The 14,128-nt window shown below is 62.7% G+C and carries 8 protein-coding genes; 5 read left to right on the top strand and 3 right to left on the bottom strand.

Annotated features, from left to right (window positions below; all coding sequences use genetic code 11):
• Positions 1–93: 93 nt before the first annotated feature.
• The gene (gene aceF / locus AACW18_RS15265) at positions 94–1,983 is read left to right on the top strand and encodes a pyruvate dehydrogenase complex dihydrolipoyllysine-residue acetyltransferase (protein WP_218389141.1); all 1,890 of its coding nucleotides are present in this window, start codon (positions 94–96) and stop codon (positions 1,981–1,983) included.
• Positions 1,984–2,136: 153 nt separating this feature from the next.
• Positions 2,137–3,564, top strand: a complete 1,428-nt coding sequence (lpdA, locus tag AACW18_RS15260; RefSeq protein WP_042653200.1) for a dihydrolipoyl dehydrogenase — start codon at positions 2,137–2,139, stop codon at positions 3,562–3,564.
• Between the two features lie 86 nt (positions 3,565–3,650).
• Here lpdA and AACW18_RS15255 read toward each other — a convergent pair whose 3' ends face one another.
• From AACW18_RS15255 to AACW18_RS15245, 3 genes are all read right to left on the bottom strand, one after another.
• A complete protein-coding gene (locus AACW18_RS15255; protein ID WP_163154525.1) occupies positions 3,651–3,965 on the bottom strand; it encodes a hypothetical protein in 315 nt (104 codons plus the stop codon).
• Between the two features lie 626 nt (positions 3,966–4,591).
• Positions 4,592–4,804, bottom strand: coding sequence for a hypothetical protein (locus AACW18_RS15250; RefSeq protein ID WP_163154529.1), 213 nt, complete (start codon positions 4,802–4,804; stop codon positions 4,592–4,594).
• Between the two features lie 146 nt (positions 4,805–4,950).
• A complete protein-coding gene (locus tag AACW18_RS15245) occupies positions 4,951–6,861 on the bottom strand; it encodes a methyl-accepting chemotaxis protein (RefSeq protein WP_218389140.1) in 1,911 nt (636 codons plus the stop codon).
• A 262-nt stretch (positions 6,862–7,123) separates the two neighbouring features.
• On the opposite strand from AACW18_RS15245, the gene AACW18_RS15240 reads away from it, so the two are divergent.
• The 3 genes from AACW18_RS15240 (at position 7,124) to AACW18_RS15230 (ending at position 14,113) form a co-directional block, all read left to right on the top strand.
• Entirely contained in the window at positions 7,124–9,382 is a 2,259-nt protein-coding gene (locus AACW18_RS15240; RefSeq protein WP_218389139.1) for a patatin-like phospholipase family protein, read from the top strand.
• Positions 9,383–9,611: 229 nt separating this feature from the next.
• On the top strand, positions 9,612–12,209 hold the full coding sequence (gene acnB / locus AACW18_RS15235; RefSeq protein ID WP_042641451.1) for a bifunctional aconitate hydratase 2/2-methylisocitrate dehydratase: 2,598 nt from the start codon (positions 9,612–9,614) through the stop codon (positions 12,207–12,209).
• 329 nt (positions 12,210–12,538) lie between these two features.
• Entirely contained in the window at positions 12,539–14,113 is a 1,575-nt protein-coding gene (locus tag AACW18_RS15230; protein ID WP_218291529.1) for an EAL domain-containing protein, read from the top strand.
• The last annotated feature ends 15 nt before the right edge of the window (positions 14,114–14,128 follow it).

Genomic DNA, 14,128 nt, shown 5'->3' with positions numbered 1-14,128 from the left:
GGACAAACACAGGGTTCGGACGGCAACAACGAGCCGGAACCTGCTCTTGCCAAGGTTAACGCGATAAACGTACGCGTAAGAGGATAAATCACAATGTCCAAACAGATTATGGTGCCGGATATCGGTGCCGATGAAGTTGAAGTGACCGAAATCATGGTTGCCGTGGGTGACAAGGTCGAGCTCGACCAGTCCATCATCGCGGTAGAAGGCGACAAGGCCTCCATGGAAGTCCCGGCTCCGGCCGCGGGTATCGTCAAAGAGATCCTGATCAAGGTGGGCGACAAGGTTGCCACCGGTTCCCAGATCATGATCTTCGAAGCCGAGGGTGCGGCTGCCGCCGCGCCGGCTCAGGCTGCCGCCCCGGTTGCTGCTGCAGCGCCGGCTGCTCCTGTTGCTGCCGCTCGCAAAGACGTGCACGTGCCGGACATCGGTGACGACGAAGTGGACGTGACCGAGATTATGGTTGCCGTGGGCGATATGGTCGAAGCCGACCAGTCCATCATCGCCGTGGAAGGTGACAAGGCCTCCATGGAAGTACCGGCTCCGTTCGCGGGCCGCGTGGTCGAGATCAAGGTTGCCGCCGGCGCCAAGGTTTCTACCGGTTCCCTGGTGATGGTATTCGAAGTGGCGGGTGCCGCACCTGCCGCCGTGGCTGCCCCGGCTCAGGCTGCCGCTCCCGTGGCTGCTGCCCCGGCTGCCGCCGCTGCCAAAGAGGTCAACGTACCTGACATCGGCGGTGACGAAGTGGAAGTGACCGAAATCATGGTCGCCGTGGGTGACAAGGTCGAAGCCGACCAGTCCCTGATCGCGGTCGAAGGTGACAAGGCCTCCATGGAAGTACCTGCGCCGTTCGCCGGTATCGTCAAGGAAATCAAGGTGAAGGCCGGTGACAAGGTCTCTACCGGTTCCCTGATCATGGTATTCGAAGTGGCTGGCGCCGCACCTGCCGCCGCCCCGGTTGCCCAGGCTGCTGCACCCGTTGCCGCTGCACCTGCCGCCCCGGTGGCTCAGGCCGCTGCCCCGGCTGCCGCTTCTTCCGACTTCGTCGCCAACGATGCCTATGTTCACGCCTCTCCGGCCGTGCGTCGTCTGGCCCGTGAGTTCGGCGTCAACCTGGCCAAGGTGAAGGCCTCCGGTCGCAAGGGCCGCATCGTCAAAGAAGACGTGCAAGCCTACGTGAAGGATGCCGTCAAGCGCGCCGAGTCCGCTCCTGCTGCCGGTACCGGCAATGGCAACGGCATGAACGTGCTGCCATGGCCGAAGGTGGACTTCAGCAAGTTCGGCCCGGTCGAAGAGCTGGACCTGACCCGGATCCAGAAGATCTCCGGTCCTGCCCTGCACCGCAACTGGGCCATGATCCCTCATGTCACCCAGTTCGACGAAGCCGATACCACCGATCTGGAAGCGTTCCGCAAAGAGCAGAACATGCTGGCCGAGAAGCAGAAGCTGGATGTGAAGATCACCCCGCTGGTGTTCATCCTGAAAGCCGCCGCCAAGGCCCTGGAGGCGCATCCGCGCTTCTGCAGCGCCCTGTCCGAAGACGGCAGCAAGCTGATCATGAAGAAGTACATCCACATCGGTGTGGCGGTTGACACTCCGGGGGGCCTGGTAGTACCGGTCGTTCGCGACGTCAACAAGAAGGGCATCTATGAGCTGTCCCGCGATCTCGCCGAGATCTCCAAGAAGGCCCGTGCCGGCAAGCTGACCGCTGCCGACATGCAGGGCGGTTGCTTCACCATCTCCAGCCTGGGTGGCATCGGCGGTACCAGCTTTACCCCGATCGTCAACGCGCCGGAAGTGGCCATCCTCGGTGTTTCCAAGTCCGAGATGAAGCCGAAGTGGAACGGCAAGGAGTTCGTGCCGCGTCTGATGCTGCCGCTGGCACTGAGCTATGACCACCGCGTCATCGACGGTGCTGACGGTGCTCGCTTCGTCACCACTCTGAGTGGTGTGCTGTCCGACATTCGTCGACTGGTTCTGTAAATGTAAATGAGAGGGCGAGCACAGAGCTCGCCCTTTTCACTTCTCATTTCATTAACAAAATTATAAACTTGCCCCGTTTTTTTCACGGCTGCAGCCGCCTTCTTTGGCATAAGACTGTGCTGTCCGGGGATATAGAACGACAAAGAGGTCATGATGAGTAAAGAAATCAAAACTCAGGTCGTAGTACTGGGTGCCGGCCCTGCCGGTTATTCCGCTGCTTTCCGTGCCGCCGATCTGGGTCTGGATACCGTTATCGTCGAGCGCTACTCCACCCTGGGTGGCGTCTGCCTGAACGTGGGCTGCATCCCGTCCAAGGCGCTGCTGCACGTCGCTAAAGTCATCGAAGAAGCCAAGGCGCTGGCCGATCACGGCATCGTCTTCGGTGCCCCCCAGACTGACATCACCAAGGTCCGTCTGTGGAAAGAGAAGGTCATCAACCAGCTGACCGGCGGTCTGGCCGGCATGGCCAAGATGCGTAAGGTCCAGGTTGTGAACGGCTTCGGCAAGTTCACCGGCCCGAACACGCTGGAAGTGACCGGGGACGACGGCAAGACCACAGTCACCTTCGACAACGCCATCATCGCCGCGGGTTCCCGTCCGGTGAAGCTGCCGTTCATCCCCCACGATGACCCGCGCGTATGGGATTCAACCGATGCGCTGGAACTGACCACAGTTCCGGGCAAGCTGCTGGTCATCGGTGGCGGCATCATCGGCCTGGAGATGGGTACCGTGTACTCCTCCCTGGGTTCCGAGATCGACGTGGTGGAATTTGCCGATCAGCTGGTGCCGGCTGCCGACAAAGACATCGTCAAGATCTACACCAAGCGTGTTGCCAAGAAATTCAACATCATGCTGGAGACCAAGGTCACCGCAGTTGAAGCCCGTGCAGACGGTCTCTACGTCTCCTACGAAGGCAAGCACGCCCCGGCCGAGCCGGTTCGCTACGACAACGTGCTGGTCGCGGTCGGTCGTGTGCCGAACGGCAAGCTGATGGACGCCGAGAAAGCCGGTGTGGCCGTCAACGAGCGCGGTTTCATCGAGGTGGACAAGCAGCTGCGTACCAACGTCGCTCACATCCACGCCATCGGTGACATCGTCGGTCAGCCGATGCTGGCGCACAAGGGTGTGCACGAAGGCCACGTGGCGGCCGAAGTCATTGCCGGCAAGAAGCACTACTTCGACCCGAAAGTGATCCCGTCCATCGCCTACACAGAGCCAGAGATGGCCTGGGTCGGTCTGACCGAGAAGGAAGCCAAGCAACAGGGCCTGAACTTCGAAGTCGCCACCTTCCCCTGGGCTGCCTCCGGCCGCGCCATCGCCTCCGATTGCTCCGACGGCATGACCAAGTTGATCTTCGACAAGGACAGCCATCGCGTCATCGGTGGTGCCATCGTCGGTACCAACGGTGGTGAACTGCTGGGTGAGATCGGTCTGGCCATCGAGATGGGTGCCGACGCCGAAGATCTGGCGCTGACCATCCATGCTCACCCGACTCTGCACGAGTCCGTGGGTCTGGCTGCCGAAGTGTACGAAGGATCCATCACCGATCTGCCGAACGCCAAGGCCAAGAAGAAGAAATAATCTTCTTCCTGCCGTGATGAAAAAGCCGCTCCCATGAGCGGCTTTTTTGTTGTCTGTCACCTGGCTGGCTGGCTGGCTGGCTGCTGTCAGCAGCGCCCTTTCTTGGCCTGGCCTGGCGGACAAAAGGAGCGATAACCCTCCTGGCGATGGTGGTGACCATCATGGCGGTAGTAATAGCGATCGGGGTGGCGGTCATCGTAATAGCGGCGGTAATAGCCATCGTGGTGATGGTGGTCATCGTAATAGCGATAGTAATGACCCCCATGGTAGCGGTAGTAGCCGTCAGTGACCCGGATATGGGCATCGTCCACACTGAAATCTGCGCCATGTACCCGTATTGGGCCACTGGTGCAGGCGGTGAGCAGCGCGCCAAGCAGTACCATCAGAATCCGCTTGTCCATAACAACCTCCTATGGTTTCCCCTGATTATGCTGCCGTTCCCCATGGACACCGGGGTGCGTTGGTGGCGTTGCGTCATGACTTGCCGCTGGCATAACAGGGAGCATGCGGTGTTCCCTCAAGTATGGGGCAGAACGCGTATTTCGAAGGTCATGACCGGCAGCGATGCGCCCTTGCTTGCGTCGCCGTTTCATTGCCGCGCCATGTCGGTGCCACCCTATGGTGGGATGGCTGATATGCCCGGCCAGAGCGACACGAGATGGTGTTGAGGGAGAGCCGTTCCGGCCAACTGTCTGCATCCTGTAGAGGGGCGTCCGGCGAGCGATCGGTTCGAGCCTGAATTGACTCGGTGCCGAGCAGGGGAAGCGTCAAGGGCGTGGCCCATAGCGGGGCTCAAGGCAGTGGAAGAGAGGCGTATCCCGGCTGATATGGTAGTCGATGCCGGCATGGGATGGCGCTATGCCGTGGGGGCCAGTGCCGAGGAGGTGAGGCAGGTGATAGTCGAGGGGAGGCGGTCAAACCTTATGGGGCTGCATCGCCGGGGTGGAGTACTAATATCCGCCGCCGCCCGCATTGGACGCGCGCTTGCAGCAGGCCGACCAGCAGATGACGGCCATAAAAAAAGGCGCTAGCAGCGCCCTTTCTTGGCCTGTCCCGGGGGACAGAAACGACCCCGTTGGCCGCCGTGATAGTCATCATCGTAATAGCCATCATTATGGCCGTCGTAGACCCGGATCCGGGTGTCATCCACACTGACATCGGCGCCGTGCACTCGCACCGGCCCGCTGCTGCAGGCCGACAACAGCGCCCCCAGTACCATTACCATCATCAGTTTACCCATTTCCGTTCTCCTTGGTTCTCCTCTGATTATGCGTCATTCCTGCCGGGATCCTGAGTCGAGTTGGCGGTGCTGCGTCATGGCTTGCCGTTGTCGCAAAAAGGGAGCGCGGCTGCGCTCCCTGGATGAGGGGAAAGGGCGGAGGAGACTCAGAGCCGGAAGTTGCCGACCAGCTTGTCAAGCTCGCCAGAGAGCTGCTGCAGGCTGCGGCTGGACTCGGTCAGCTGGTGGGCGATGTCGGCGGTCTCCATGGTCAGCTGGTTGATGTCTTCCACGTTGCGGTTGATCTCGCCGACCACGCTGGATTGCTCCTCGGTGGCGGTGGCGACCTGGATGTTCATGTCGCTGATCTGGGTGATATGGCCGGTGATCTGGCCGAGGGCCGCATCGGCCTCGTCGGCCTGGGCCACCACCGCCAGACTCTGGCTGCGGCCCTGGGTCATAGCGCTGACGGCGCGGGCGCTCTGCTCCTGCAGGCGGTTGATCATGCCCTGGATCTCGGCGGTGGAGGCGGCGGAGCGGCTGGCGAGGTTGCGCACCTCGTCGGCCACCACGGCGAAGCCACGGCCCTGCTCACCGGCACGGGCGGCCTCGATGGCGGCGTTGAGCGCCAGCAGGTTGGTCTGCTCCGAGATGCTGCGGATGGTGTCGAGGATGCTGCCGATGGAGTCGGTCTGGTTGGCCAGCGATTCGATGACGCCGGATACCTGCTCGATCTCGTCGGAGAGGCCGACGATACCGTGGCGTGCCTGGGCCACCATCAGGGCGCCTGCATCGGCCTGCTCGTTGGCCTGCTTGGCCACGTCGGCGGCCAGGGAGGCGTTGCCGGCGATCTCGCCGACGGTGGCGCCCATCTCGTGGATGGCGGTGGCCACCTGCACTGTTCGATCGCGCTGGGCGGTGCAGTTGTGCTGGGTCAGCTGGGCCTTGCTGGCCACCTCGTTGGCGGTGGCGGCGAGCTGGCGGGAGTTGCTGGCCACCTGCTCGATGGAGCCGTGGATCTTGGCCACGAAGTTGTTGAAGCCGGTCGCGACCTGGGCGAGTTCGTCTCGTCCCTCCACCTTGAGGCGCTGGGTCAGATCCCCGTCACCACTGCCGAGTTCGCGGAACAGGCGGGCCAGTTCGTTGAGTGGGCGGCTGACCGAGCCTGCCAGCAGCACGCCTAGCAGCCCCATGCCGACGGCGATCGCCAGGCTCACCAGCAGGATGTGCAGCCGGGCCCGATCCAGCTCGGCGTAGATCTCGGCCTCTGGTACCTGGGCCACCAGGTACCAGTCGAGCAGCGGAATATAGCTGGTGGCGAGCACGACCGGCTGGCCATCGATCTCGGCGTGGGTGGCGGCGAATGCCTGCTTGGTCAACAGGCCAGCGGCACTGGCCCCGGCCAGCTGGGACAGGGTATCGCGGTCGATGCGGGCGGCGTCCGGGTGCAGCTTCACCTTGCCGCTGCCATCTGTCATGAACACGAAGCCGCTGTCGCCGATGCGGAAGTTGGCCAGCATGCTGACCATGCTGTCGAGGGACTTGGCGAGCCCCGCCAGGCCGCGGCCGTCGAGCTGTTGGAAGTTGACGAACAGCTTTACCTCGCCGTTGCTCTCGCGAAAGATGCTGAGCATCAGATCCTGCGGGCTCTTGGTGTAGCCGTAGAACCAGCCATCCTGCTCCGGGGTCAGGTTGCGCAGGAAGCCGTCCTGGTTGTAGTAGGCGGCGCTCTGTCGATCGGCGAAGGAGGCGGTGACCAGGCCGTACTGGGCGGTCATGTCCTTGAGCTGATCGACGAGGATGGACTCCTGCTCCTTGGGCATGCCACGGGCCACCCAGTCCAGCACGAAGCGATCGTTGGCGAGCTGTTTGGCGGCATTGGCGACCGAGGTGAGATCCTTCTCGATCTCCTTGCCGATGCGCTGGGTCAGGTTCGGCAACTCCTGCTCGAACATGCGGGTCTCGATCAGCTGCTGGGCCGAGCGCTGGCTGAAGTAGCCCACCAGCAGGCAGGAGAGCGCCACGGCCAGGATGACGGTGGCCAGAATTTTCTGTTTGAGTGTCAGGCTTGCAAACATAGGGTGACTCGGGAGTGTGGGCCGAAGGTTGAGCCCATATTAGCGGCCGCCGACCCGCGCCCTTGAGGCGATGCCGGCGTTTATTGCCGATTAACGTTTGCGCTCACATCAGGCCGGGACTGGATTGACGCCGCCCATGCTCCCGGCCGGCCGACGGGATCTTGATGAAATCTCGCCAGCACAGGCAGTTGCGGTTACAGTTCCTCATCTTATAGTAGGCATCACGGCTCACTCGGCTCGCACTGGATCAATGGACAATCATATGCGCATCTTTCATCGGGGATGGACCCACCTGCTTCTGCTCTTGCTGGCGACCCTGCCTTTCATGGCGGCGGCCCAGTCTGATCGACCCAGGATCGCGTTGGTGCTGAGCGGTGGCGGCGCCAAGGGGGCGGCCCACATCGGGGTGCTCAAGGTGCTGGAAGAGAAGCGCATCCCGGTCGACATAGTGGTGGGCACCAGCATGGGCTCCTACGTGGCGGGCATGTACGCCATGGGGCTCAGCGCCGAGGAGGTGGAGCGCATGACCCTCTCCATCGACTGGAACAAGGGCTATCAGGACAAGGTTGGCCGCGATGAACTCTCCCTGCGCAAGAAGCAGCAGAGCGAGAAATACCAGCTGCGTACCGACATCGGCGTCAATGGTGATTCTGTTCAGTTGCCGGACGGCTTCTTCCAGGGCCAGTCCATGGCCAGCCTGCTGCGTCACGCGACCTCCAACCTGCCGGTGCAGAAGAGTTTCGACAACCTGCCCATTCCCTACCGCGCCATGGCCACGGACATGGAGACGGTGACCCCCTTCGTGCTGGATCACGGCAGCCTCGCCAAGGCGATGCAGGCCTCCATGTCCATCCCCGGCGCCCTCAAGCCGGTGGAGTGGGAGGGGCATATCCTGGCCGACGGCGGCACTGTCAACAACATGCCGGTGGACGTGGCCAAGGCCATGGGCGCCGACATCGTCATCGCGGTGGACATAGGTGCCAAGCTGCGCACCCGCGAGTCGCTGAAGTCGGGGCTGGCGATGATCGATCAGCTCACCACCTACATGACCCAGGTCGGCACCGACAAGCAGAAGGCCCTGCTGGGGCCCAAGGATGTGCTGCTCAGCCCCGAGTTCGGTGACATGGGCATCGCCGATTTTGCCCGCATGCCGGAGGGGATCCGGGTCGGGGAGGTGGTGGCCAACCGCGCCTCTAGCCAGCTCGATGCCCTGTCGCTCTCGCCGGAACGCTATGCCGATTACCGCAACCAGAAGTTGAGCCGCCGCGCCGAGCGCAGCGGTCAGCCGGCCTACTACATCGACAAGGTGGAGATCGTCAACAAATCGCGCCTCTCCGACGACACGGTGCGCGCCATGCTCAAGGTGCGCCCGGACAAGGTGCAGACCTATGAGAGCCTGGAGGCGGGCATCCGCCGGCTCTATGCGCTGGAGTCGTTCGATCGCATCACCTATGAGGTGGAGGAGCGGAGCGGTGAGAACGTGCTGGTGGTCAATGCCAGCGAGAAGAACTGGGGGCCGGGTTATCTCAACTTCCAGCTCGGTTTCTCCGATGATTTCGAGAGCACCTCCAACTACAACGTCGGCATGTCCTACAACCTGACCAACGTCAATGACTGGGGGGCCGAGTGGCTGACCGAGGCTTCCTTGGGCACGGCCAAGCACCTCAAGACCGACTTCTACACCCCGCTCGAGCCCTCCCAGACCTTCTTCGGCGAGGCGAGCCTGGCCTATGACAAGACCCAGCGCCGGGTCTTCTTCCCGGAGGATGAGGTGCAGACGTCCGGCGTGAGCTACCTGGACTCGGAGTACAGCTTCACCAGCGTGGATCTCTCCGTCGGCTGGAACCGTCAGCCCTGGAGCCGGCTGTCCCTGGGGCTGGAGGGCAAGGTGGGCAGCGTCGATATTCAGAACCTGTCCGATGCGGATGCGGATGCCTCCTCCTGGGGACCCTATGTCCGCTTCGAGCACGATACCCTCGACAGTCGCTACTTCCCCTACGAGGGGATCTACTGGGACATCAAGGGCGGCTACTCCCACATCAAGGTCGAACCGACCAATGCGCCGACCGAAAATACCGAGGGGATCAACTATCACCTGGCGCTGATCAAGCCCTGGTCATGGGGGCGACACAGCCTCAACCTGATGCTGGAAGGGGGCGGCTCCACCTCGGAGGAAGAGGTGCCGCTGTTCGTGCAGGATCTCGGCGGCCTGTTCCGGCTGTCCGGCTTCCAGCACTACCAGCTGAGCGGCCGCTACAGCCTGTTCAGCGGTCTGCGCTACATCTATCGGGTGGCGGACAACGACTTCGGCGCGGTCAAGGCACCGCTGTTCCTCGGTGGCTCTCTCGAGCAGGGCGGGGTCTGGGACAAGGGTAAGGACATCAGCCTGGAGTCCTCCTACACCGCCGGCTCCGTCTATGTGGGGGTGGAGAGCTTCCTCGGCCCCATCTTCCTCGGTTATGGCGTGGCGGAGGGGGGCCACGACATGTTCTATCTGCAATTGGGCACCACCTTTGAATAAGGGCTAAATGCTGCTTTTTTGTTAACTCTGGTCGGGTGTGTTTTTTGTACTTTTAAAAAACCTGAACAAGGTTAGATGGTTATGTTGATTTGATGAATAAGTGAACAGGGTTTGGATTTTACTTACTCGTTAAAACTTATATAGTGGGGGGCACCCTACGGGTGTCCCGCAAGGACGATCGCCGCGAGCTTGGGCGAACCCCAAAAAAAAGACCAAAGAGGAATTAGTCGTGCTTGAAACCTACCGTAAACACGTCGCAGAACGTGCCGCCGAGGGCGTGGTTGCCAAACCTCTGGATGCAGAGCAAGTCGCCGCCCTGGTTGAACTGCTCAAGAACCCGCCCGCCGGTGAACAAGATTTTCTGAAAGAACTGTTGTCCTCCCGAATTCCACCTGGTGTTGATGAAGCGGCCTATGTGAAGGCCGGTTTCCTCACCGCCGTCGCCAAGGGCGAGGCGCACTCCCCGATCCTGACCGCGGCCGAAGCCGTCGAGCTGCTCGGCACCATGCAGGGTGGTTACAACATCCAGCCGCTGATCGATCTGCTGGATGATGCCGAGCTGGCCCCTCTTGCTGCCAAGGGCCTCTCCCACACCCTGCTGATGTTCGACTCCTTCCACGACGTGGAAGAGAAGGCCAAGGCCGGTAACGCGCACGCCCAACGGGTGCTGCAGTCCTGGGCCGATGCCGAGTGGTTCCTGAACCGCCCGGCCCTGGCCGAGAAGATCACCGTCACCGTGTTCAAGGTGACCGGTGAGACCAACACCGATGACCTGTCACCGGCACCGGATGCCTGGTCCCGTCCCGATATCCCGCTCCATGCCCTGGCCATGCTGAAAAACGCCCGCCCCGGCATCACCCCGGACAAGGATGGCGTGATAGGCCCGGTCAAGGCCATCGAAGAGCTTAAGCAGACCGGCTTCCCGCTGGCCTACGTCGGTGACGTGGTCGGTACCGGCTCTTCCCGCAAGTCCGCCACCAACTCGGTGCTCTGGTTCATGGGCGACGACATCCCGTTCGTGCCAAACAAGCGTGCTGGCGGCGTCTGCCTCGGCGGCAAGATCGCCCCCATCTTCTTCAACACCATGGAAGATGCCGGCGCCCTGCCCATAGAGGTGGATGTCTCCAAGCTGGAGATGGGCGATGTGATCGACATCTTCCCCTATGAGGGCAAGATCACCCGCCACGGCACCGGTGAGGTGCTGGCCGAGTTCACCCTCAAGACCGAGGTGCTGATCGACGAGGTGCGCGCCGGTGGCCGTATCCCGCTGATCATCGGCCGCGGCCTGACCGACAAGGCGCGCGAGGCGCTGGCGCTGCCGTTCTCCACCGTGTTCCGTCGCCCTGTGCCCGTGGCCGACACCGGCAAGGGTTACACCCTGGCCCAGAAGATGGTGGGCAAGGCCTGCGGCGTGCAGGGCATCCGTCCCGGCACCTACTGCGAGCCCCGCATGACCACGGTCGGTTCCCAGGACACCACTGGCCCGATGACCCGCGATGAGCTGAAAGACCTGGCCTGCCTCGGCTTCTCCGCCGATCTGACCATGCAGTCCTTCTGCCACACCGCCGCCTATCCGAAGCCCATCGACGTGCAGACCCACCACACCCTGCCGGACTTCATCATGAACCGCGGCGGCGTCTCCCTGCGTCCCGGTGACGGCGTCATCCACTCCTGGCTGAACCGCATGCTGTTGCCGGACACCGTGGGCACCGGCGGTGACTCTCACACCCGTTTCCCCATCGGGATCTCCTTCCCGGCGGGCTCTGGTCTCGTGGCCTTCGCCGCCGCCACCGGCGTGATGCCGCTGGACATGCCGGAATCCGTGCTGGTGCGCTTCAAGGGCGAGCTGCAACCGGGCATCACCCTGCGTGACCTGGTTCATGCCATCCCCTACGCCGCCATCCAGCGTGGCCTGCTGACCGTGGAGAAGGCGGGCAAGAAGAACATCTTCTCCGGCCGCATCCTCGAGATCGAGGGGCTGCCGACCCTGAAGGTGGAGCAGGCGTTCGAGCTGGCCGACGCCAGCGCCGAGCGCTCCGCCGCCGGTTGTACCATCAAGCTGGATCAGGCACCGATCATCGAGTACCTCAAGTCCAACATCGTCATGCTCAAGTGGATGCTGTCCGAAGGCTACGGCGACGTGCGCACCATCACCCGCCGTATCAGGGGGATGGAGGAGTGGCTGGCCAATCCGGTGCTGATGGAGGCGGACAAGGATGCCGAGTACGCCGAAATCATCGAGATCGATCTCGCCACCATCAAGGAACCCATCCTCTGTGCGCCGAACGATCCGGACGATGCCCGCCTGCTGAGCGATGTGGCTGGCTGCCAGATCGATGAGGTGTTCATCGGCTCCTGCATGACCAACATCGGCCACTTCCGCGCCGCCGGCAAGCTGCTCGAGAAGTACCAGGGCGAGCTGCCGACCCGCATGTGGATAGCCCCGCCCACCAAGATGGACAAGGATCAGCTGACCGAAGAGGGCTACTACGGCATCTTCGGCCGGGTCGGTGCCCGCATCGAGATCCCGGGTTGCTCCCTGTGCATGGGTAACCAGGCGCGGGTTGCGGAGGGGGCTTCCGTGGTCTCCACCTCCACCCGTAACTTCCCGAACCGTCTGGGCAAGGGAGCCAACGTCTACCTGGCCTCCGCCGAGCTGGCCGCGGTTGCCGCCATCACCGGCAAGATCCCGACCGTGGCGGAGTACCTGCAGTACGCCAAGGCGCTGGATGCCACCGCGGCCGATACCTATCGCTACCTCAACTTCAACGAGATCGCCTCCTATACCAAGAAGGCCGATGCGGTGATCTTGCAGCAAGCGGTGTAAGGCTGGGCGCCGACGCGGCGCACGCAGTCTGATAAAAAGCCCCGGCCCATGTCGGGGCTTTTTCATGGCGCCAAGCAGACTGAGACGCCTCAGGATCCTACGGCCTGACGCTGGCGAGATAAGGGGAGGGGAACGCCCCCATGCCCCGCCATCCCCCTCGACGCATTTCTCTCTTTATTGAGTAAAAACTGATCTGGTTCGTGAGCGCAACGGATCGGCCGCTGTATCATGCCCCGCTTTTTTGGCTGCGACTCTGGGCCTCATGCCGGCGAGGTGCCGATGTCATGGGGCTGGTCGTTCTATCCGCCTCATTCCTGGATGGTCAGACAATGTTTCTATTGGGATTAGATGCCGCGCGCCCCTGCTGGCGGCTGTTATGTGCCTTGCTGGTGTTTGCGCTCCCGACCTCGGTGGGCCTGTGGGAGCTGCACAGCAACTATCTGCACACCCTGGACAAGCAATCCGAGCTGGCCGCCACCAAGGCGGTGCGCCTGATGGAGGCGATGCTGCATCATGCCGAGGGGGCCAACAGAAACATCTTCCCGCTGATCAGGCACCCCTGCAAAACCTCATTGCTGACCCTGCGCAGGGAGGTCACGCTGGCCCCTTTCGTCCGTAGCGCCAGCCTCATCAACGACTACGGGGTCTACTGCAACTCGCTGTTCGGGGATGTGCACTGGGAGGACGATGTCGGTGCCTACAGCGGGGGCTTCCTGCGCCTGCTGTCGGGCAATCCGGTCAGGGCCAATCACCCCATGCTGGCGGTGCGCACCGAATCGCAGGATGGGGCCGTGCTCAGCACCATCGACAGCGAATACCTGAAGCTGATGCTGGCCCTGAGTGCCCCGGTCTCGGGGGAGGTGCAGCTGCATGTGGGCAACGCCTGGCTGGATGAGAAGGGGCACCTGATGGAGGGCTATCACAGATTGCCGACCCTGGCGGTGCACAAGCTCAAGTCCGAGCACTATCCGCTCTCCGTCTATGCCGGTTTCGAACTGCCCTCCATCTGGGGGGCGCTGTGGCATGTCAGGCACCTGACCATCCTGATGCTGCTGGGCTTCTCGCTGTGCATCTCGCTGCTGGTGTGGTGGCTGCTGGGGCGGCCACGCTCCATGGAGGGGGAGCTGAAGCGGGCGCTGCGGGCGCGGGAGTTCGTGCCCTATCTGCAACCCCTGGTGACCAGTGGCGACGGCAAGGTGATGGGGGCCGAGGTGCTGATGCGCTGGCAGCACCCAAGCTCTGGTCTGATCCGCCCCGACCTGTTCATTCCCCAGGCCGAGGAGTGCGGGGTGATAGTCCCCATGACCAGCCAGCTGATCCAGGCGGTGGCCGTGCAACTGGCGGCCCGGCAGGACAAGCTGCCGGACGGCTTCCATGTCGGACTCAACATCAGTGCGGCCCATTGCCGGGATCTCTCCCTGCTGGAGGAGTGCCGCGGCTTCCTCGCGCACTTCATCCCGGGCCGGGTGGTGCTGGTGCTGGAGCTGACCGAGCGCGAGCTGCTGGTGGCGGACGCGCACACGCTCTCCCTGTTCAAGCAGCTGGACGAGATGGGGGTCAAGCTGGCGGTCGACGACTTCGGCACCGGCCATTCCAGCCTCCTCTATCTGCAGCAGTTCCACGTGGACTATCTCAAGATCGACCGCTCCTTCATCGGCCGGATCGGCACCGAGTCCCTCTCCGAACACATAGTGGACAACGTTATCGATCTGGGCTCGCGGCTGGGGCTGGCGCTGGTGGCGGAAGGGGTCGAGACCGAGGCGCAGGCCGACTATCTGCGCGACAAGGGGGTCGACTATCTGCAGGGCTACCTGTTCGGTCAGCCGATCCCGCTGCCGCAATTCTGCGCCGAGCTGCAGCCGGAAGCCGGGTCGGCGGAGCCGAGGCTCGCGGATCTTGCCTAGAGGCGCCTCATGGCG

It is taken from the genome of Aeromonas sp. sia0103 (assembly GCF_963895295.1).
Classification (GTDB): Bacteria; Pseudomonadota; Gammaproteobacteria; order Enterobacterales; family Aeromonadaceae; genus Aeromonas; species Aeromonas encheleia.
The sequence above is the reverse complement of the archived record's forward strand: the minus strand, read 5'-3'. Positions and strand labels throughout refer to the sequence as shown.